Source organism: Streptomyces sp. NPDC001732, assembly GCF_053596315.1.
The window spans coordinates 18,334-37,155 of sequence record NZ_JBSFFY010000016.1; the positions used below are offsets into that span (position 1 = coordinate 18,334).

Sequence of the window (18,822 nt, forward strand, 5' to 3'; positions counted from 1 at the left end):
CTCCCCACGCAATTCAACGAAGCAGTGTCTGCGAGGAGTGTGCACCACGGGCCGGACGGTCCGCCCTCCACATGCGGTCTTTTCCTGGCGAGCATGACAAAGGCCGGTGTCATGCGCTATCAGCCCTTGCCCCGGGCGACCTTGCCCACGGACGGCCGGAAGCATGCCATCGCGCCACTCCCCGACGCCCCATGAGGTCACACCCGGCGCAGGGCGACGGCCGCCCCGGGAGCGGCCCGGAACGGCCGTCGGCACACACGCGCCGGAACGCGCCCGCCGGGGCGCGTCCACCGGCACACATCCACCGGCGCGAAGGAACGGTGGCACGAAGAAGCGAACGACCAACGGCGCACAACCACAAGGATGTTCACCCCCCGCGCCCCGCCGTCCCGCCGTCGGCCGCGGCGTCAGCGACGCCGGTGGTACCAGCGGTACGACCCGACGTATCCGGCCGCCGGAGTACCGACCCCCGTCACGTCGTCGTAGCCCCCGACCGCCTTGAGCGAGGCGTCCTTGCCCAGGCTCCGCACCGACGTCAGCAAGCCGTCCGCCGCATCCACACCATTGGCGAAGTCGACCCGGGCCACCGCGAGATCACGGTTCGGTCCCAACGGGTGGTCGGTGACGTCGTGGTACACCTTCGAGCCGTACCGGGCGTAGATCGCCGGGTTGGCGAAACCGATCGGCAGCCCGTGCCGGGCCTGCTGCGCGAGGGCCTGGACACCCGCGACGACCGGCGCGGCCAGCGACGTGCCGCCGATGCGGTACTCGTCGTATCCGAGCGAGCCGTCGGGCAGCGTCGTCGCGGTCCTCGAACCGTAATAGGTGGAGAACGGGCCGGAGTTGCGGAACACCGCGTCCGGCGGCGGCAACACCTCGTCGTGGCCCGCCCGGTGCGGCGCGTCGTCCAGGCCGGAGACGGCGAGAACGGCGTGGCCCAGGGCGGCGGGCACGGAGGCGGTGGCGGAAGGGGCGCGATAAGTGCGGTCGCCCTTGCGGTAGTTGCGCAGCCGGGTGCCGAACGCCTTCTCGGCCGCGGCGACCTCGCCGGTGGCCGAGACGTAGTGCCGGTTGGTGCCGGTGACGGTCAGCCCGTTCGACCCAAGCCACCGGGCGACCCGGTCGATCTGCTGGGGGGTGGCCCCGAACCGGGCCTGCGCCCGGCCGGCGCTCGGATACTTCCCGTACGAGGCGGACCGCGGGTCGGAGACGGCGGCGGCGTAGGCGGCCAGCCCCTTCGCGTCCCGGCCTGCCAGATGGACCCGGAGGCGGACCTCGCCACTGTCGGACGCGGCCCCCCGGTCGGCCCCGGCGGTCGCCCGGGCGGGCCTGGTGCCCTGCAGCGCGTCACGCCCGCCCGGCGCGGAGGCCGCGCCGGCGTCCGGTGCCCCGAGAACGAGCGCACCGGCGAGCAGCGGCAGCGTCGCCGCGATGCTCAGTGCGGTGCGACTTCTCGCACGGCTGGTTCTCATACAACCCCCTGCGATGTGGGTCTTCGCGTGTGACGCATGCGCCGGATGATGTGCACATGCAGTGCGCCACTCTGGCGAGGAACCCCTCATGCAGGGGGCATGCATTCACCAAGAATCGATCAAATGGTCGAGCGGATAAGGCAGTTCGCGAGGCGGTTCGCGGTGGAAGGCGCGGATTGCCCTTCCTGTGCGTCCGGGGGAGCTCCCGGATGACGGCGTGTCGGCGAACCCGGCGTCGGACCGGCCGCACCACCCCGCACCTATGCTCGCCGGATGGAGCAGAGCGAAGTGGTGAAGCGTGTGGTGGGCATCCTCACGGAGGCGGGTGAGATCCGTCGGCTCCTCGAAGAGAACGCCGACCGCGACGACCTGGACACCGACCCCGGCGTGGTGACCGTCCTCCTGAACGAGACCATGCCCCGGATCTCCATCCCCGAGGACGCCTCGATCGACGAGGTGGCGGCACTCGTCGGCCGTGAGGTCGGCGCCGCGGTGGAGCAACTGGTCGGCGCGTTCACCCTGGCCTTCGCGCTGCTGGCCCAGGTGCACGACTCCGGACAGACGGACGTGACCTCCGCCGACGTGCTCCAGGACCTCGCCCTGCGGGCCGAACAGATCGGCTCCGGGGGGTCGGAGGAGCCGGGGGCGTAGCCCGCCGCGGCCCTGATCGGCCGGCGCGCATGCACGGGACGAAGGGGAGCGGGCATGAGAAAGGCCCTCCGATCGGGCTTGCTGCCTGATCAGAGGGCCTGTTCGGCACCTTTTGCAAGGTGCCCCCGGCAGGATTCGAACCTGCGCACACGGCTCCGGAGGCCGATGCTCTATCCCCTGAGCTACGGGGGCGTATCGCTGTGTTGCTCGGCGACGGGAGAAACACTACCAGCTTCCGGAGGGTGTCCGTGAACAGGTATTTCCGGGCCGCCGGGAGTGGCTGCGCGGGGGCCGGGGAGGGGGGCGTGCGGTGCGTGGCGGATGCATCCGGCCATGCCTCGCACCACCCGTCCGGGGGCGGAAGTGGGTAAAACCCGGACGCAGCCGTGGGGGCGCACCTACCCTCGGAGTGTGTCAGGGGCGTGTGGCCGCGTGCTTGTTGTCGACGACAACAAGGTCATCCGGCAGTTGATCAGGGTCAACCTGGAGCTTGAGGGCTTCGAGGTCGTGACCGCGGCCGATGGTGTCGAGTGTCTGGATCTGGTGCATCGGGTCCTTCCCGATGTGATCACGCTCGATGTCGTCATGCCCCGGCTGGACGGTCTGCAGACCGCCAGCAGATTGCGCTCCGATCCCCGGACCAGACATCTGCCCGTGGCGATCATCAGTGCCTGCACGCCCTACGAGGTGGACAGCGGGGTCGCCGCGGGTGTCGACGCGTTCCTGGCGAAGCCCTTCGAGCCGAGCGAGCTGGTACGGCTCGTGCGGCGGCTGGCGGACCGGGAGGGGACCTCGTCGCTCGACGGCAGGCGCGGGGCCGGGAGGGCGGAGAGCGCCGCGGGGTGACCGCATGGCGAAACGGGGTCGCGATGTGCCCCCCTTTCTCCCATACGCTTGTCCCGTGACCCCCGCCGATCTCTCCAGGACCGTGCTGCACGCCGTGCGCCGCGCGGTCGACGAGAACGCCCTGCGCGCGCCCGTGCCCGCGCGCGTGCGGGTGGAGCGGACCAGGCCCGGCGGGCGCGGGGACTACGCCTGCGCCGTCGCGCTCCAGCTGGCCGGACCCGCGGCGCTGCCCGCCGGGGACGTGGCCGAGATCCTCCGGGACCGGATGCGGGAGACCCCGGGCATCGCGGACGTCGAGGTCACCGGACCGGGCTTCCTGAACTTCACCCTGCCGGCCGCCGCGCGCGGACTCGGTCCGCTCGTACGGACCGTCCGGGAGCACGGGATCGCGTACGGGCACGGGGCCGCCCTCGCCGGTACGGCCGTCTCGTTCGTCCCCGTCGAGGAAGTGCGCGCCCTGGTCGTCACCGGCACCGTCGAGCGACTGCTCCGGGCCCAGGGGGCGACGGTGGGGGAGCGGACCGCCGACGGGGAGGCGCTGCACGTGGTGCCGGTGCCCGCCGCCGACCGCGACCTCTTCGAACGGCTCGGGACCGACGCCGCGCGCTGGGCGCTGCTCCGGGCCGCCCCGCACGACCGGCCCCGGGCCACGGGGAGCACGGAACTGCTCGTGCAGCAGGAGAACAACCCGCTGTTCCGGGTGCGCTACGCGTACGCACGGACCCGTGCGCTGAGCCGGAACGCCCGGCAGCTCGGGTTCGGCGCCGCGTACGAGGAGGACGTCGCCGCGCCCGCGCTCGGCACGCTGCTCGCCGACCACCCAGAGGTGCTCGCCGCCGCCGCCCGGCACCGCGAGCCGGACCGGGTCGCCCGGCAGTTGGAGGCACTCGCGGCCGCCTTCTTCGACTTCCACGACAACTCCTCGCCGCTCCCCGTCGGTGACGAGAAACCCTCGGCCGCCCACCGTTCCCGGCTCGCCCTCGCCGAAGCCGCCGGGACGGTGCTGGCCGGCGGCCTGTCCCTGCTCGGCGTCAGCGCACCCGAAGTCCTCTGAGAGACCCGAGAGAACAGAGCAACACGATGAGCCGATCCGCACACCCCGCCGGGCCCCGCCACGCCGACGTCATGACGGAGGGGCACTACACGGCCCCGCCCGCCGACCTCAACGCCCTGGACCCCAAGGTCTGGGCCCGTACCGTCACCCGGGACGAGGAGGGCGCGGTCACCGTCGGCGGGCTCGGCGTGACACGGCTGGCCGAGGAGTTCGGCACCCCCGCCTACGTCCTCGACGAGAGCGACTTCCGGGCCCGCTGCCGGGCCTGGTCCGACGCCTTCGGCCGGGACGCCGACGTCTTCTACGCGGGCAAGGCGTTCCTGTCGCGCGCCGTCGTGCGCTGGCTGAAGGAAGAAGGACTCAACCTCGACGTCTGCTCCGGCGGGGAACTGACCTGCGCCCTGGACGCCGGGATGCCCGCCGAGCGCATCGCCTTCCACGGCAACAACAAGACCGCCGCGGAGATCGAGCGGGCGGTCACCGTCGGCGTCGGGCGCATCGTCCTCGACTCCTTCCAGGAGATCGCCCGGGTCTCGCACATCGCGCAGCGGCTCGGCAAGCGGCAGCGCGTCCAGATCCGGGTCACCGTCGGCGTCGAGGCACACACCCACGAGTTCATCGCCACCGCGCACGAGGACCAGAAGTTCGGCATCGCGCTGGCCGGGGGACAGGCCGCCGAGGCGGTGCGCCGGGCACTCACCCTCGACGGGCTCGAACTCATCGGCATCCACTCGCACATCGGCTCGCAGATCTTCGACATGGCCGGCTTCGAGGTCTCCGCCCGGCGCGTGGTGCAACTGCTCGCCGAGGTGCGCGACGAGCACGGCGTGGAACTGCCCGAGATCGACCTGGGCGGCGGCCTCGGCATCGCGTACACCTCCGAGGACGACCCGCGCGAGCCGCACGAGATCGCCAAGGCGCTCGGCGACATCGTGTCCCGCGAGTGCGAGGCCGCCGGGCTCGCCACCCCCCGGATCTCCGTCGAGCCGGGCCGCGCCATCGTCGGCCCGACCGCCTTCACGCTGTACGAGGTCGGCACCGTCAAGCCCCTGGAGGGGCTGCGCACGTACGTCAGCGTCGACGGCGGGATGTCGGACAACATCCGCACCGCGCTGTACGACGCCGAGTACACCGTCGCGCTCGCCTCGCGCACCTCCGACGCCGAGCCGATGCTCGTCCGCGTCGTGGGTAAGCACTGCGAGAGCGGCGACATCGTGGTCAAGGACGCGTTCCTGCCGTCCGACATCGCTCCCGGCGACCTGATCGCGGTGCCCGCCACCGGCGCGTACTGCCGCTCGATGGCGAGCAACTACAACCACGCCCTGCGTCCGCCCGTCGTCGCCGTGCGCGACGGAGAGGCGCGAGTGATCGTCCGGCGCGAGACGGAGGAAGATCTCCTGCGTCTCGACGTCGGTTGATGAAATAAATGTCTCAGGATCCGGACGGTTGACAGAAACTCCCGTCCGGTGAGTGAGACTGGTTCACACATCGGATGAAGAGGAAACGAGGTCGGATGATGCGTACGCGTCCGCTGAAGGTGGCGCTGCTGGGCTGTGGAGTGGTCGGCTCAGAGGTGGCGCGCATCATGACGACGCACGCCGACGACCTCGCCGCGCGCATCGGTGCCCCGGTCGAGCTCGCCGGGGTGGCCGTGCGCAGGCCCTCCAAGGTGCGCGAGGGCATCGACCCCGCGCTGATCACCACCGACGCGACGGCCCTGGTCAAACGGGGCGACATCGACGTCGTCATCGAGGTCATCGGGGGCATCGAGCCCGCCCGTGCCCTCATCACCACCGCCTTCGAGCACGGCGCGAGCGTCGTCTCCGCGAACAAGGCGCTGCTCGCCGAGGACGGCGCCGCCCTGCACGCCGCCGCCGAGCAGCACGGCCGGGACCTCTACTACGAGGCCGCCGTGGCCGGTGCCATCCCGCTCGTCCGGCCGCTGCGCGAGTCCCTCGCGGGCGACAAGGTCAACCGGGTCCTCGGCATCGTGAACGGCACCACCAACTTCATCCTCGACCGGATGGACACGAGCGGGGCCGGATACTCCGAGGCGCTCGACGAGGCCACCGCGCTCGGTTACGCCGAGGCCGACCCGACCGCCGACGTCGAGGGCTTCGACGCCGCCGCCAAGGCCGCCATCCTCGCCGGGATCGCCTTCCACACCCGGGTCAGGATCGGCGACGTGTACCGCGAGGGCATCACCGAGGTCACCGCCTCCGACATCGTCTCCGCCCGCCGCATGGGCTGCACCGTCAAGCTCCTCGCGATCTGCGAGCGCGCCGCCGACGGGAACTCCGTCACCGCGCGCGTGCACCCCGCGATGATCCCGCTGAGCCACCCGCTGGCCTCGGTCCGCGAGGCGTACAACGCGGTCTTCGTCGAGGCCGAGGCGGCCGGACAGCTCATGTTCTACGGCCCCGGCGCCGGCGGCTCGCCGACCGCGTCCGCGGTCCTCGGCGACCTCGTCGCGGTCTGCCGCAACAAGCTCGACGAGTCCACCGGCCCCGGCGAGTCCGCGTACACCCGGCTGCCGGTGAGCCCCATGGGCGACGTCGTCACGCGGTACCACATCAGCCTCGACGTGGCCGACAAGCCAGGCGTGCTCGCCCAGGTCGCGACGGTCTTCGCCGAGCAGGGCGTATCGATCGACACGGTCCGCCAGCAGGGAAGAAATCCGAGCAGCGGCGACGAAGTCGCCGTCGAGCAGGGTGGCGGCGGGCGACGGGTGGGCGGCGAGGCGTCCCTCGTCGTCGTCACCCACCGCGCGTCCGACGCCGCCCTCTCGGCGACCGTCGAGGCGTTGCGCAAGCTCGACACCGTGCGCGGTGTCGCCAGCATCATGCGTGTTGAAGGGGAGTAAGGACCCATGACCAGCAAGGGCACCCACCAGTGGCGCGGCATCATCGAGGAGTACCGGGACCGCCTTCCGGTCACGAGCACGACGCCGGTCGTCACGCTCCGTGAAGGCGGTACGCCGCTCGTCCCCGCTCAGGTTCTCTCCGAGCGCACGGGCTGCGAGGTGCACCTCAAGGTCGAGGGCGCCAACCCCACCGGGTCCTTCAAGGACCGCGGCATGACGATGGCCATCACCCGGGCCAAGGAGGAGGGTGCGAAGGCCGTCATCTGCGCCTCCACCGGCAACACCTCCGCCTCCGCCGCCGCGTACGCGGTACGGGCCGGCATGGTCTGCGCCGTCCTCGTGCCGCAGGGCAAGATCGCGCTCGGCAAGATGGGCCAGGCGCTCGTGCACGGCGCCAAGATCCTCCAGGTGGACGGCAATTTCGACGACTGCCTGACGCTGGCCCGCTCGCTCTCGGACAACTACCCGGTGGCCCTGGTCAATTCGGTCAACCCGGTCCGCATCGAGGGCCAGAAGACCGCCGCGTTCGAGATCGTCGACGCGCTCGGCGACGCCCCGGACATCCACGTCCTCCCGGTCGGCAACGCGGGCAACATCACCGCCTACTGGAAGGGCTACAAGGAGTACGCCGGTGACGGCATGTCCACGCACACCCCGCGCATGTGGGGCTTCCAGGCGTCCGGTTCCGCGCCCATCGTCCGCGGCGAGATCGTCAAGGACCCGTCGACCGTCGCCACCGCGATCCGGATCGGCAACCCCGCCTCCTGGCAGTACGCGCTGAATGCCAGGGACGAATCGGGTGGTTTCATCGACGAGGTGACAGACCGCCAGATTCTGTCTGCCTATCGGCTGTTGGCCTCCCAGGAGGGCGTCTTCGTCGAGCCCGCGTCGGCCGCCTCCGTGGCCGGTCTGCTGAAGGCCGCCGAGGAGGGCAAGGTGGACCGGGGTCAGAAGATCGTCTGCACGGTCACCGGCAACGGCCTCAAGGACCCCGACTGGGCCGTGGCGGGTGCCCCGCAGCCGGTCACGGTCCCCGTCGACGCGGCCACCGCCGCCGAGAAGCTGGGCCTCGCGTAGGACTTCGGGCCCGGCCGGCCGGGCCCGGAAGCCGTTCGCAGCGGTCGTCCGGGACGGTCCGGCACGCCGACCGGTGAAAGTCCGGTCGGTGAAAGTCCGGCCCGCTCGCCGGTGGAAGTGGGAAAACCCGTTCCGGGCGTTCGGGAAATTGGGCGGAAGGGCCCGGTGAATCCGTCGGCCGAAGACCGGCCGAGCCGCTCCGCGAAGCCCGGCGCGCCGCTCGGCGAACGCCGCCCGCCGACACCGGAAAGCCGTTCGCCGACGGACAAGAACCCAGCTCAACCACCCCTTTTCGGGGCGGAGAGCGCATAGGAGGCGTGCGACACGCATCGTGCGCCTCCCGTGCGCCCTATGTCGCCACAGAACCTTCCTTCGATAAGCTGTACTCAAGCCGCCCGCCGCATCTGCCGCGGTGCAAGGGCCGTTGTGGCCATCGGGTTCCCCGGAATTCCACTCCCCGTCGCCACAGCCTCCCGCCAACAGAGAAATCGCTTCACCACCCCCGCCGCCTCACAAGGAGAGTCGTCCAACCGATGGCCGGTCCTGCCTTCCGAGCCGCCGCCGTCCGGGTGCGCGTCCCCGCGACCAGCGCCAACCTGGGCCCGGGTTTCGACGCCTTCGGCCTGTCGCTGGGGCTCTACGACGACGTCGTCGTACGCGTCGCCGACTCCGGACTGCACATCGACATCGCGGGCGAGGGCGCCGACACGCTGCCCCGCGACGAGAGGCACCTCCTCGTGCGCTCCCTGCGCACGGCCTTCGACCTGCTCGGCGGACAGCCCCGCGGCCTGGAGATCGTCTGCGCCAACCGCATCCCGCACGGGCGCGGCCTCGGCTCCTCCTCGGCCGCCATCTGCGCCGGGATCGTCGCCGCCCGTGCCGTGACGACCGGCGCCGAGGCCCGGCTCGACGACGCCGCGCTGCTGGAGCTCGCCACCGAGATCGAGGGCCACCCCGACAACGTCGCGGCCTGCCTGCTCGGCGGATTCACCCTCGCATGGGCGGACGGCGGATCGGCGCGCGCGATCAGGATGGACCCCGCAGAATCCATCGTTCCGGTGGTTTTCGTACCCAGTGAGCCGGTCCTGACCGAGACCGCCCGCGGACTGCTCCCGCGCACCGTCCCGCACGTCGACGCGGCCTTCAACGCCGGCCGGGCCGCACTCCTCGTGGAGGCCCTGACCAGGCGGCCCGAGCTGCTGCTCACCGCCACCGAGGACCGGCTGCACCAGGAGTACCGCGCCCCGGCGATGCCGCGGAGCGTGGAGCTCGTGAACCGACTGCGCGCCGAGGGCGTTCCCGCGGTCATCTCCGGTGCCGGGCCGACGGTGCTCGCACTGGCCGAGGACGGTGCGGCCGACAAGGTCGCACAGCTGGCGGGCGAGGGGTGGGCGGCCAACCGTCTCGCTCTCGACGCCCCGGGCGCGAGTGTGCTGCCGCTCGCCCCGTAGCCGAGAAGTGATTGCCGGTGAGTGAGAGGGGGAATGTTTGTTGGAGCCGGTAGTGTTAACCTCAAGTCTGCAATCGACGTCTATGTGGCGCGTTGCTTCGTGTCCCTTTCCGGGACCACCAATTCTTCCGGGAGCCTCCCCAACTGCCTGAGCAGCCTGCCTGAGCAGTTTCGCGCACGCTCCGGAACCGGCACGACACCCCTCGCTCTTCCAGGAGTGGGCCGAGCAGGGGGACCTCGGGCCGGGCCCATGCACACCTTCATCTCTCCGCCGTACCCGGCGGACCACCGCACCGGCACGGTCCGCAAGAAAAGACCGCAGTCGGACAGCACAACCGGTCGCCGAGCCAGAAGGCCGACGTCCGCTCCAGGGAAGGACCCTTCGTGAGCGACACCACCGATCTGATGGGCGTGACTGCCGACAAGACCGTCGACAGCGCCGCGCCCGCCGAAGGTGCTGCCACTGGCACCACCGCACGGCGCCGCCGCTCCGGCACCGGCCTTGACGGCATGGTCCTGGCCGAGCTGCAGCAGGTCGCGTCCGGCCTCGGTATCAAGGGCACTGCGCGGATGCGCAAGGGCCAGTTGATCGAGGTCATCAAGGAGGCGCAGGCCGGTAGCTCCGCCGCGCCCAAGGCCGCCGCGCCCGCCGCGGAGGCCGAGACCAAGCCGAAGCGCCGGGCCACCTCCAAGGCGCGCACCGGGGACGACTCCGCCGCCGCGCCCGCCGAGAAGGCCGCGGCCCAGCAGCAGATCGACATCCCCGGCCAGCCGGCCAGCGACGACCAGCCCGCGGGCGAGCGCCGTCGGCGCCGTGCGACCGCGCAGGCGGGCAGCCCGGAGACCAAGGCCGAGAGCAAGCCCGCCGAGGCCAAGGCGGAGGCGTCGGCCGAGCCGAAGGGCGAGGAGCGCGCCGAGGCCAAGGCCGAGGCCGCCGCCGACACCGCCGAGGGCCGCCGCGGCGACCGCCAGGAGCGCGGCCAGCGCGGCGAGCGGGGCGACCGCCAGGAGCGCGGCGAGCGCGGGGACCGCCGCGACCGGCAGCGCGACCGCCGGGGCAAGGGCGACGACCAGGGCCAGCAGGGCGGCCAGCGCCAGCAGCGCCAGGGCCAGCAGGGCGGCGGGCCGCAGGACGACGGCTACGACGACGAGGCGGGCGGCCGGCGCGGCCGTCGTGGCCGCTACCGCGACCGCCGCGGCCGTCGGGGCCGTGACGACTTCGCGGGCGAGGTCCCGGTCTCGGAGGACGACGTCCTGATCCCCGTCGCGGGCATCCTGGACATCCTCGACAACTACGCGTTCATCCGGACCTCCGGCTACCTGCCGGGCCCGAACGACGTGTACGTCTCGCTCGCCCAGGTCCGCAAGAACGGCCTGCGCAAGGGCGACCACGTCACCGGTGCGGTGCGCCAGCCCAAGGACGGCGAGCGCCGCGAGAAGTTCAACGCCCTGGTGCGCCTCGACTCGGTGAACGGCATGGCGCCCGAAAGCGGCCGCGGCCGCCCGGAGTTCCAGAAGCTGACGCCGCTCTACCCGCAGGACCGGCTCCGTCTGGAGACCGACTCCAACGTCCTGACGACGCGGATCATCGACCTGGTCGCCCCGATCGGCAAGGGCCAGCGCGGTCTGATCGTGGCCCCGCCGAAGACCGGCAAGACCATGATCCTGCAGGCGATCGCCAACGCGATCACGGTCAACAGCCCCGAGTGCCACCTGATGGTCGTCCTGGTCGACGAGCGTCCGGAAGAGGTCACCGACATGCAGCGGTCGGTGAAGGGCGAGGTCATCTCCTCCACCTTCGACCGGCCCGCCGAGGACCACACCACCGTCGCCGAGCTGGCCATCGAGCGCGCCAAGCGCCTCGTGGAGCTGGGTCACGACGTGGTCGTCCTGCTGGACTCGATCACCCGTCTGGGACGCGCGTACAACCTCGCGGCCCCCGCCTCCGGCCGCATCCTGTCCGGTGGTGTCGACTCGACCGCGCTGTACCCGCCGAAGCGCTTCTTCGGCGCGGCGCGCAACATCGAGGACGGCGGCTCGCTGACCATCCTGGCCACCGCGCTCGTCGAGACCGGCTCGCGCATGGACGAGGTGATCTTCGAGGAGTTCAAGGGCACCGGCAACATGGAGCTCAAGCTCGACCGGAAGCTCTCGGACAAGCGCATCTTCCCGGCGGTGGACGTCGACGCGTCCAGCACCCGCAAGGAGGAAATCCTGCTGGGCGGCGAGGAGTTGGCGATCGTCTGGAAGCTGCGCCGGGTGCTGCACGCGCTCGACCAGCAGCAGGCGATCGAGCTCCTCCTGGACCGGATGAAGAAGACCCAGTCCAACGCGGAGTTCCTGCTCCAGATCCAGAAGACGACGCCGGCGCCGGGCAACGGCAACGACTGACGTCGCACCGCGCCGGTCGGACCGGTCGAACCACGGGGCCGCCCCCGTCACTTCGGTGACGGGGGCGGCCCCGTGTCGTGTACCGGGCCCGCGCGGCCGGTCCGAGACCTTCGCCACACGTCGCCCATCGCGCCGGACGCCGCCCGGTGCCGGTGAAGGGCGGGAAACCGCAGGTGAGCGGGGGATCACCGGCTGTTCACCGGTGTCCATCGCTCCGTATTTCCTCACACGGACCCGACGGCCGACTGTGCAACCCTTCTTCGTATCGCCGCGTCGTATCAAGTGCTGACAAGTCGCCAAAGGCGGCGAAAAGGGAACCAGGACCCGCCGCCGGCGCGGCCCGTCCGGTGGTCCGGGGCCAGAGGCCCGGGGGAGCCGACGACCGAGGGAGAGGGATGGCCGAGCAGAGCGGGAGCGGCGGGCGAATACGCCCCACCGGCAAGCGCCGGAAGAAGCCCTCCCGTCGCCGCAGGGCGACGGTGATCGCCGCCTGGAGCCTGGCCAGTGCCGTGGTCGTCGGTGGTGCCGGGCTCGGATACGCCTACGTCACGCTCAACGGCAACCTCAAGGCCGTCGACATCAACGCGGCACTCGGCAAGAACCGCCCCGACAACGTCGACAACGGCTCCCAGGACATCCTCGTGCTCGGCTCCGACTCCCGGTCCGGCGCCAACTCCGCGTACGGGGGCGACGAGGGCACGGCGCGCTCCGACACCGCGATGGTCGTGCACATCGACAAGGGCCACAGAACGGCCTCCGTCGTCTCCATCCCGCGCGACACCCTCATCACCCGCCCCGAGTGCACCAGCGACACCACCGGGAAGCCCGTCGCCGGCGAACAGCGCGCGATGTTCAACACGGCGTACGAGGTCGGCGGACCGGCCTGCGCGGTCAAGACCGTCGAGTCCATGTCCGGCATCCGCATGGACCACTACCTCGAAGTCGACTTCACCGGTTTCAAGAAGCTCATCGACGAGCTGGGCGGCGTGGAGATCACCACCACCCGGGCGATCGACGACCCCAAGAGCCATCTGAAGCTCGAACCCGGCACCCACACCCTGGACGGCGAGCAGGCGCTCGGCCTCGTCCGCACCCGCAAGAGCGTCGGCGACGGCAGCGACCTCGGCCGCATCCAGCTCCAGCAGGCGTTCGTCAAGGCGCTGATGGAACAGGTCAGGCACGTCGGGGTGTTCTCGAACCCGCAGAAGCTGTTCGGCCTCGCGGACGCGGCCACCAAGGCCGTCACCACCGATTCCGACCTCGGCTCGGTCGGGAAACTCGCCTCCTTCGTCAACGGGCTCAAGGGCCTCGACTCGAAGAACGTCCACATGGTCACCCTGCCCGTGCAGTACGACCCGGCCGACCCGAACCGCGTCGTACCACTGGAGAAGTCCGCCCGGCAGGTGTGGGCGGCCCTGAAGGCGGACCGGGCGATCCCCGCCTCAGCCATCGAGAAGTCGGCGGGTGACAAGGGCGTCGCGGGCGATGTCGTCCGGTGACCGCACGGGCCGGACGGGCGGCGGGGCGGAACGGCCGCACGGGCCGGACGGCCGGGAACGGATGACCGGACAAGCCGGGAATAGTTGCGGACCGCCCCCGGTTTTGGGAGATACGGCCGGTCCTGGCAGACTGGTACGTCGGCCCCGGTTCACGGACGCGCAATCCGCGCGTGCGACCCGGCGCCCTCCCGAACCTAGGAGAAACCCTTGAAGCGCGACATCCACCCCGAGTACGTCGAGACGCAGGTCAGCTGCACCTGTGGCGCGTCGTTCACCACCCGGAGCACCATCGACGGCGGCACCATCCGCGCCGACGTCTGCTCCGAGTGCCACCCGTTCTACACGGGCAAGCAGAAGATCCTCGACACCGGTGGCCGCGTGGCCCGCTTCGAGGCCCGCTTCGGCAAGGCTGCCGGCTCCGCCAGCAAGTAGCGAGCCACTGCGCCGGTTCTCGGTGCCCTCTTCCGGGGGCATCGGGACCGGCGTTTTTTCCGGCCGGGGGCGCGGGGCCTCCCACGCCCCCGCCCGGCCGGCATCACGCCGTCCAGCAGGCACGCCAGTAATGAAGGAACCAGGAGCCCGAAGATGTTCGAGGCGGTCGAGGAACTGATCGGTGAACAGACCGATCTCGAGAAGAAGCTCGCGGACCCGGCGGTCCACGCCGACCAGGCCAACGCGCGCAAGCTGAACAAGCGCTACGCGGAGCTGACCCCGATCGTCGCGACGTACCGCTCCTGGAAGCAGTCCGGGGACGACATCGAGACGGCCCGCGAGCTGGCCGCCGACGATCCCGACTTCGCCGCCGAGGTCAAGGAACTGGAGAAGCAGCGCGAGGAGCTCACCGAGAAGCTCCGCCTCCTCCTGGTCCCGCGCGACCCCAGCGACGACAAGGACGTGCTCCTGGAGATCAAGGCGGGCGCGGGCGGCGACGAGTCCGCCCTGTTCGCCGGCGACCTGCTGCGCATGTACCTGCGCTACGCCGAGCGTGTCGGCTGGAAGACCGAGATCATCGACTCCACCGAGTCCGAGCTCGGCGGCTACAAGGACGTCCAGGTCGCCGTGAAGACCAAGGGCGGCAACGGCGCCGTCGAGCCCGGCCAGGGCGTGTGGGCCCGGCTGAAGTACGAGGGCGGGGTGCACCGCGTGCAGCGGGTGCCCTCCACCGAGTCCCAGGGCCGCATCCACACCTCAGCCGCCGGTGTGCTCGTCACACCCGAGGCCGAGGAGGTCGACGTCGAGATCCACGCCAACGACCTCCGCATCGACGTCTACCGCTCCTCGGGTCCCGGCGGCCAGTCCGTCAACACCACCGACTCGGCGGTCCGCATCACCCACCTGCCGACCGGCGTCGTCGCCTCCTGCCAGAACGAGAAGAGCCAGCTCCAGAACAAGGAGCAGGCCATGCGCATCCTGCGGTCGCGCCTGCTCGCCGCCGCGCAGGAGGCCGCCGAGCAGGAAGCCTCGGACGTACGTCGCAGCCAGGTGCGCACGGTCGACCGTTCCGAGAAGATCCGTACGTACAACTTCCCGGAAAACCGGATCTCGGACCACCGCGTCGGCTTCAAGGCGTACAACTTGGACCAGGTGCTCGACGGCGACCTGGACGCCGTGATCCAGGCCTGCGTCGACGCCGACTCCGCCGCCAAGCTCGCCGCCGCATAGGCAAAGCCAGCCCCGCCCGTAACACCGTACGGAGAACCGCGATGAACCTGCTGCTCGCCGAGGTGGCCCAGGCCACCCAGCGGCTGGCCGACGCCGGTGTGCCCTCGCCGCGATTCGACGCGGAGGAACTCGCCGCGTTCGTGCACGGCGTCAACCGGGGCGAGCTGCACCGGGTGCCGGACGCGGACTTCGACGCCCGTTACTGGGAGGCCGTCGCCCGCCGCGAGGCCCGCGAACCGCTCCAGCACATCACCGGCCGCGCCTTCTTCCGCTACCTGGAGCTCCAGGTCGGGCCCGGCGTCTTCGTACCACGACCGGAGACCGAGTCGGTCGTCGGCTGGGCGATAGACGCCGTGCGCGCGATGGACGTCGTCGAACCGGTCGTCGTCGACCTCTGCAGCGGCTCGGGCGCCATCGCCCTCGCCATGGCCCAGGAAGTGCCGCGCTCGCGCGTGCACGCGGTCGAGCTCTCCGACGACGCCCTGAAGTGGACCCGGAAGAACGCCGAGGGATCCAGGGTCACCGTCCACCACGGGGACGCGCTGACCGCCCTGCCCGAGCTCGACGGCCAGGTCGACCTGGTCATCTCCAACCCGCCGTACATCCCGCTCACCGAGTGGGAGTACGTGGCGCCCGAGGCCCGCGACCACGACCCGGAGATGGCGCTGTTCTCCGGCGAGGACGGCCTCGACACCATCCGCGGCATCGAACGCACCGCACACCGCCTGCTGCGCCCCGGCGGCCTCGTCGTCATCGAGCACGCCGACACGCAGGGCGGCCAGGTGCCGTGGATCTTCACCGAGGAGCGGGGCTGGGCGGACGCGGCCGACCACCCCGACCTGAACAACCGGCCGCGGTTCGCCACGGCCCGCAAGGCCATGCCGTGACCGGGGACCACCGCGCGCCCGGCCCGTACCCGTCATACCCGTACACGCTTGAGGAGGCCGGCTGATGGCACGGCGATACGACTGCAACGACGCGACCGACCGTACGACCGGCCTGCGCGAGGCAGCGTCGGCCGTCCGCCGCGGCGAACTGGTCGTGCTGCCCACCGACACCGTGTACGGTCTCGGCGCGGACGCCTTCAGCTCCGAGGGCGTCGCCGACCTGCTGGAGGCCAAGGGGCGCGGCCGCAACATGCCGACCCCGGTCCTGATCGGCTCCCCGAACACCCTGCACGGCCTGGTCACCGACTTCTCCGAGCAGGCCTGGGAGCTCGTCGACGCCTTCTGGCCCGGCGCCCTCACGCTCGTCGCCCGGCACCAGCCGTCGCTCCAGTGGGACCTCGGCGACACCCGCGGCACCGTCGCCATCCGGATGCCGCTGCACCCGGTCGCCATCGAGCTGCTCACGGAGGTCGGCCCGATGGCCGTCTCCAGCGCCAACCTCACCGGCCACCCGGCCCCCGAGGACTGCGACGCCGCCCAGGAGATGCTCGGGGACTCCGTCTCCGTCTACCTGGACGGCGGCCCGACGCCCGGCATCGTGCCGTCGTCGATCGTCGACGTGACCGGCAAGGTTCCCGTGCTGCTGAGGGCCGGCGCGCTCTCCGTCGAGGAACTCCGCAAGGTGGTACCCGACCTCGAGGTGGCCAATTGACCGCCCCTGAGGGGCGTGGCATAGCGGGGCGGGCCGACACTTTCCGCATCCTCCACGTCAGCACCGGCAACGTCTGCCGCTCACCGATCACCGAGCGGCTGACCCGCCATGCCCTGGTGGACCGCCTCGGCGATCCGCTCGGCGGCGGGCTGATCGTGGAGAGCGCGGGCACCTGGGGGCACGAGGGGGCACCCATGGAGGCCAACGCGGAGACCGTCCTCGCCGACTTCGGCGCCGACCCGGCCGGCTTCGTCGGCCGGGAACTCCTCGACGAACACGTGATCCGAGCCGACCTGGTGCTCACCGCCACCCGCGACCACCGGGCCCAGGTGATCTCGATGGGGCACTCGGCCGGCCTGCGCACCTTCACGCTCAAGGAATTCACCCGCCTGGTCCGGGCGATAGACCCCGCCACCCTGCCGGACCCGCGGGACGAGGGCGTCGTGGAGCGCGCCCGCGCGCTGGTCCGCGCCGCCGCCGCGCTGCGCGGCTGGCTGCTGGCCCCCACCGCCGAGGCGGACGAGGTGTACGACCCCTACGGCGCCCCGATCACCTTCTTCCGTTCCATCGGCGACGAGATCAACCAGGCCCTCGACCCGGTCGTCACCGCGCTGACGGGCGTTCCCGCACACCACTGAGCGGGCGTTCCCGCACACCACTGAGGGCCGGGTCCCGGGCCCGCCCACGTTCCCGTGCCCGTCCCGGCGAGTCTTCCCGCGTCGGCCGTCCGGGCCACTCCGACGGCCGTACGCACCGGCCGGGCACCCGGGGGCCAACGGGGGTACGACGGCGCCGCACAGCGGGCAGGAGGCCCGTTGCGGGCCTACATTGGAGCTGACGCCAGCGCACCCTTCCCAGGTCCGGAGTTCCCCGATGCCGGTCACCACTCCCGCCGCACCCCCCTCCGCCCCCGGGACCGCCCTGCCGCAGGACTTCGACGCCCTGCTCCGGGAGGACCCCGAGATCGCCGACGTGCTGCTGGGGGAGCTGCGGCGGCAGTCGGACACCCTCCAGCTGACCGCCGCCGAGAACTTCACCTCTCCCGCGGTCCTCGCCGCCCTCGGCTCACCGCTCGCCAACAAGTACGCCGAGGGCTACCCGGGCGCCCGCCACCACGGCGGCTGCGAGCAGGCCGACGCAGCCGAACGCATCGCCTGCCGCCGGGCCACCGCCCTCTTCGGCGCCGAGCACGCCAACGTCCAGGCACACTCCGGCTCCTCCGCGGTCCTCGCCGCGTACGCCGCCCTGCTGCGCCCCGGTGACACGGTGCTCGCGATGGGACTCGCGTACGGCGGGCACCTCACCCACGGCTCGCCCGCCAACTTCTCCGGCCGCTGGTTCGAGTTCGTCGGCTACGGGGTGGACTCCGAGAGCGGTCTGATCGACTACGCGCAGGTGCGCGCCCTGGCCCGCACGCACCGGCCCAAGGCGATCGTGAGCGGTTCGATCTCGTACCCCCGCCATCCCGACCACGCGCTGTTCCGGGAGATCGCCGACGAGGTGGGCGCGTACCTCATCGCCGACTCCGCGCACCCGATGGGGCTGATCGCCGGGGGAGCGGCGCCGAGTCCGGTGCCGTACGCCGATGTGGTCTGCGCGACCACGCACAAGGTGCTGCGCGGGCCGCGCGGCGGGATGATCCTGTGCGGGGCGGATCTGGCGGAGCGGATCGACCGGGCGGTCTTCCCGTTCACCCAGGGCGGTGCGCAGATGCACACGATCGCCGCGAAGGCCGTCGCGTTCGGGGAGGCGGCCACCCCGGCGTTCACGGTCTACGCCCACCAGGTGGTGGACCGGGCCCGGGTGCTGGCGGCCGGTCTGGAGGCGGAGGGCTTCGAGGTCACCACGGGCGGCACGGACACCCACCTGATCGTCGCGGACCCGGCCCCGCTGGGCGTCGACGGGCCGACCGCCCGTGCCCGGCTGGCGGCGGCGGGTGTGGTGCTGGACACCTGCGCGCTGCCGTACGGGGACGCCCGCGGCATCCGGCTCGGGACCGCGGCCGTCACCACCCAGGGCATGGACGAGGCCGAGATGAGGCGGCTCGCGGCGCTCCTCGGAACGGCGGTGCGGGAGGAGGGCGACATCCGCGCCGAGGTGCGGGAACTGGTCGGGAAGCATCCGCCCTATCCGGCGTAGGCGTCTTCCGCGCAACCGATCGGCCCGGCCGCCGTGTCCTCATCCGTGAGGCCGCGCAGCGCGGCAGTCCGGGGCGGCCGGACGGTCTAAGGTGTGGGCTGAGATGGCCGGCGAAATCT

At 71.7% G+C, this 18,822-nt stretch carries 16 protein-coding genes and 1 tRNA gene; 15 read left to right on the forward strand and 2 right to left on the reverse strand.

Annotation, left to right across the window (positions count from 1 at the left end):
* Positions 1–407 precede the first annotated feature (407 nt).
* On the reverse strand, positions 408–1,472 hold the full coding sequence (locus ACWCXX_RS17945) for a protease pro-enzyme activation domain-containing protein (RefSeq protein WP_451128223.1): 1,065 nt from the start codon (positions 1,470–1,472) through the stop codon (positions 408–410).
* 273 nt (positions 1,473–1,745) lie between these two features.
* Between ACWCXX_RS17945 and ACWCXX_RS17950 the strand changes: the two genes are divergently transcribed.
* A complete protein-coding gene (locus ACWCXX_RS17950) occupies positions 1,746–2,123 on the forward strand; it encodes a hypothetical protein (RefSeq protein WP_451128225.1) in 378 nt (125 codons plus the stop codon).
* A gap of 120 nt (positions 2,124–2,243) precedes the next feature.
* Here the strand turns inward: ACWCXX_RS17950 and ACWCXX_RS17955 are convergent.
* Positions 2,244–2,315: transfer RNA gene (locus ACWCXX_RS17955), tRNA-Arg, on the reverse strand.
* 240 nt (positions 2,316–2,555) lie between these two features.
* On the opposite strand from ACWCXX_RS17955, the gene ACWCXX_RS17960 reads away from it, so the two are divergent.
* From ACWCXX_RS17960 to ACWCXX_RS18025, 14 genes are all read left to right on the forward strand, one after another.
* Complete coding sequence (locus ACWCXX_RS17960) at positions 2,556–2,969, forward strand: response regulator (protein ID WP_451128227.1); 414 nt, start codon at positions 2,556–2,558, stop codon at positions 2,967–2,969.
* Positions 2,970–3,024: 55 nt separating this feature from the next.
* Positions 3,025–4,023, forward strand: coding sequence for an ArgS-related anticodon-binding protein NrtL (gene nrtL / locus ACWCXX_RS17965; RefSeq protein ID WP_451128229.1), 999 nt, complete (start codon positions 3,025–3,027; stop codon positions 4,021–4,023).
* A 26-nt stretch (positions 4,024–4,049) separates the two neighbouring features.
* Positions 4,050–5,441 (forward strand): diaminopimelate decarboxylase, encoded by a 1,392-nt coding sequence (lysA, locus tag ACWCXX_RS17970; protein WP_451128231.1) that lies wholly within the window; start codon positions 4,050–4,052, stop codon positions 5,439–5,441.
* 95 nt (positions 5,442–5,536) lie between these two features.
* Positions 5,537–6,886, forward strand: coding sequence for a homoserine dehydrogenase (locus tag ACWCXX_RS17975; protein WP_451128233.1), 1,350 nt, complete (start codon positions 5,537–5,539; stop codon positions 6,884–6,886).
* A gap of 6 nt (positions 6,887–6,892) precedes the next feature.
* Positions 6,893–7,963, forward strand: coding sequence for a threonine synthase (gene thrC / locus ACWCXX_RS17980; RefSeq protein ID WP_451128235.1), 1,071 nt, complete (start codon positions 6,893–6,895; stop codon positions 7,961–7,963).
* A gap of 533 nt (positions 7,964–8,496) precedes the next feature.
* Entirely contained in the window at positions 8,497–9,414 is a 918-nt protein-coding gene (gene thrB, locus ACWCXX_RS17985) for a homoserine kinase (protein WP_451128237.1), read from the forward strand.
* Between the two features lie 383 nt (positions 9,415–9,797).
* Positions 9,798–11,804 carry a transcription termination factor Rho gene (gene rho, locus ACWCXX_RS17990; RefSeq protein ID WP_451128239.1) on the forward strand — a complete coding sequence of 669 codons (2,007 nt, stop codon included), beginning with the start codon at positions 9,798–9,800 and terminating at the stop codon, positions 11,802–11,804.
* A 395-nt stretch (positions 11,805–12,199) separates the two neighbouring features.
* Positions 12,200–13,303, forward strand: coding sequence for an LCP family protein (locus tag ACWCXX_RS17995; RefSeq protein ID WP_451128241.1), 1,104 nt, complete (start codon positions 12,200–12,202; stop codon positions 13,301–13,303).
* A gap of 207 nt (positions 13,304–13,510) precedes the next feature.
* The gene (rpmE, locus tag ACWCXX_RS18000; protein ID WP_019764351.1) at positions 13,511–13,735 is read left to right on the forward strand and encodes a 50S ribosomal protein L31; all 225 of its coding nucleotides are present in this window, start codon (positions 13,511–13,513) and stop codon (positions 13,733–13,735) included.
* A gap of 153 nt (positions 13,736–13,888) precedes the next feature.
* Positions 13,889–14,965 (forward strand): peptide chain release factor 1, encoded by a 1,077-nt coding sequence (gene prfA / locus ACWCXX_RS18005; protein ID WP_451128244.1) that lies wholly within the window; start codon positions 13,889–13,891, stop codon positions 14,963–14,965.
* A 41-nt stretch (positions 14,966–15,006) separates the two neighbouring features.
* Positions 15,007–15,852, forward strand: a complete 846-nt coding sequence (gene prmC, locus ACWCXX_RS18010) for a peptide chain release factor N(5)-glutamine methyltransferase (RefSeq protein WP_451128246.1) — start codon at positions 15,007–15,009, stop codon at positions 15,850–15,852.
* A 64-nt stretch (positions 15,853–15,916) separates the two neighbouring features.
* Entirely contained in the window at positions 15,917–16,564 is a 648-nt protein-coding gene (locus tag ACWCXX_RS18015; RefSeq protein WP_451128248.1) for an L-threonylcarbamoyladenylate synthase, read from the forward strand.
* Positions 16,561–17,202, forward strand: coding sequence for an arsenate reductase/protein-tyrosine-phosphatase family protein (locus tag ACWCXX_RS18020; protein ID WP_451128250.1), 642 nt, complete (start codon positions 16,561–16,563; stop codon positions 17,200–17,202). Before ACWCXX_RS18015 ends, ACWCXX_RS18020 begins: the two co-directional genes overlap by 4 nt.
* A gap of 235 nt (positions 17,203–17,437) precedes the next feature.
* Positions 17,438–18,703, forward strand: a complete 1,266-nt coding sequence (locus ACWCXX_RS18025; RefSeq protein WP_451128252.1) for a serine hydroxymethyltransferase — start codon at positions 17,438–17,440, stop codon at positions 18,701–18,703.
* Positions 18,704–18,822: the final 119 nt, after the last annotated feature.

Coding starts and splice junctions, on each gene's coding strand:
- ACWCXX_RS17975 (WP_451128233.1), top strand. CDS start 5,537: ATGATGCGTACGCGTCCGCTGAAGGTGGCGCTGCTGGGCTGTGGAGTG.
- ACWCXX_RS17945 (WP_451128223.1), bottom strand. CDS start 1,472: ATGAGAACCAGCCGTGCGAGAAGTCGCACCGCACTGAGCATCGCGGCG.
- ACWCXX_RS18015 (WP_451128248.1), top strand. CDS start 15,917: ATGGCACGGCGATACGACTGCAACGACGCGACCGACCGTACGACCGGC.
- prfA (WP_451128244.1), top strand. CDS start 13,889: ATGTTCGAGGCGGTCGAGGAACTGATCGGTGAACAGACCGATCTCGAG.
- ACWCXX_RS18025 (WP_451128252.1), top strand. CDS start 17,438: ATGCCGGTCACCACTCCCGCCGCACCCCCCTCCGCCCCCGGGACCGCC.
- ACWCXX_RS17995 (WP_451128241.1), top strand. CDS start 12,200: ATGGCCGAGCAGAGCGGGAGCGGCGGGCGAATACGCCCCACCGGCAAG.
- lysA (WP_451128231.1), top strand. CDS start 4,050: ATGAGCCGATCCGCACACCCCGCCGGGCCCCGCCACGCCGACGTCATG.
- prmC (WP_451128246.1), top strand. CDS start 15,007: ATGAACCTGCTGCTCGCCGAGGTGGCCCAGGCCACCCAGCGGCTGGCC.
- thrB (WP_451128237.1), top strand. CDS start 8,497: ATGGCCGGTCCTGCCTTCCGAGCCGCCGCCGTCCGGGTGCGCGTCCCC.
- thrC (WP_451128235.1), top strand. CDS start 6,893: ATGACCAGCAAGGGCACCCACCAGTGGCGCGGCATCATCGAGGAGTAC.
- ACWCXX_RS17950 (WP_451128225.1), top strand. CDS start 1,746: ATGGAGCAGAGCGAAGTGGTGAAGCGTGTGGTGGGCATCCTCACGGAG.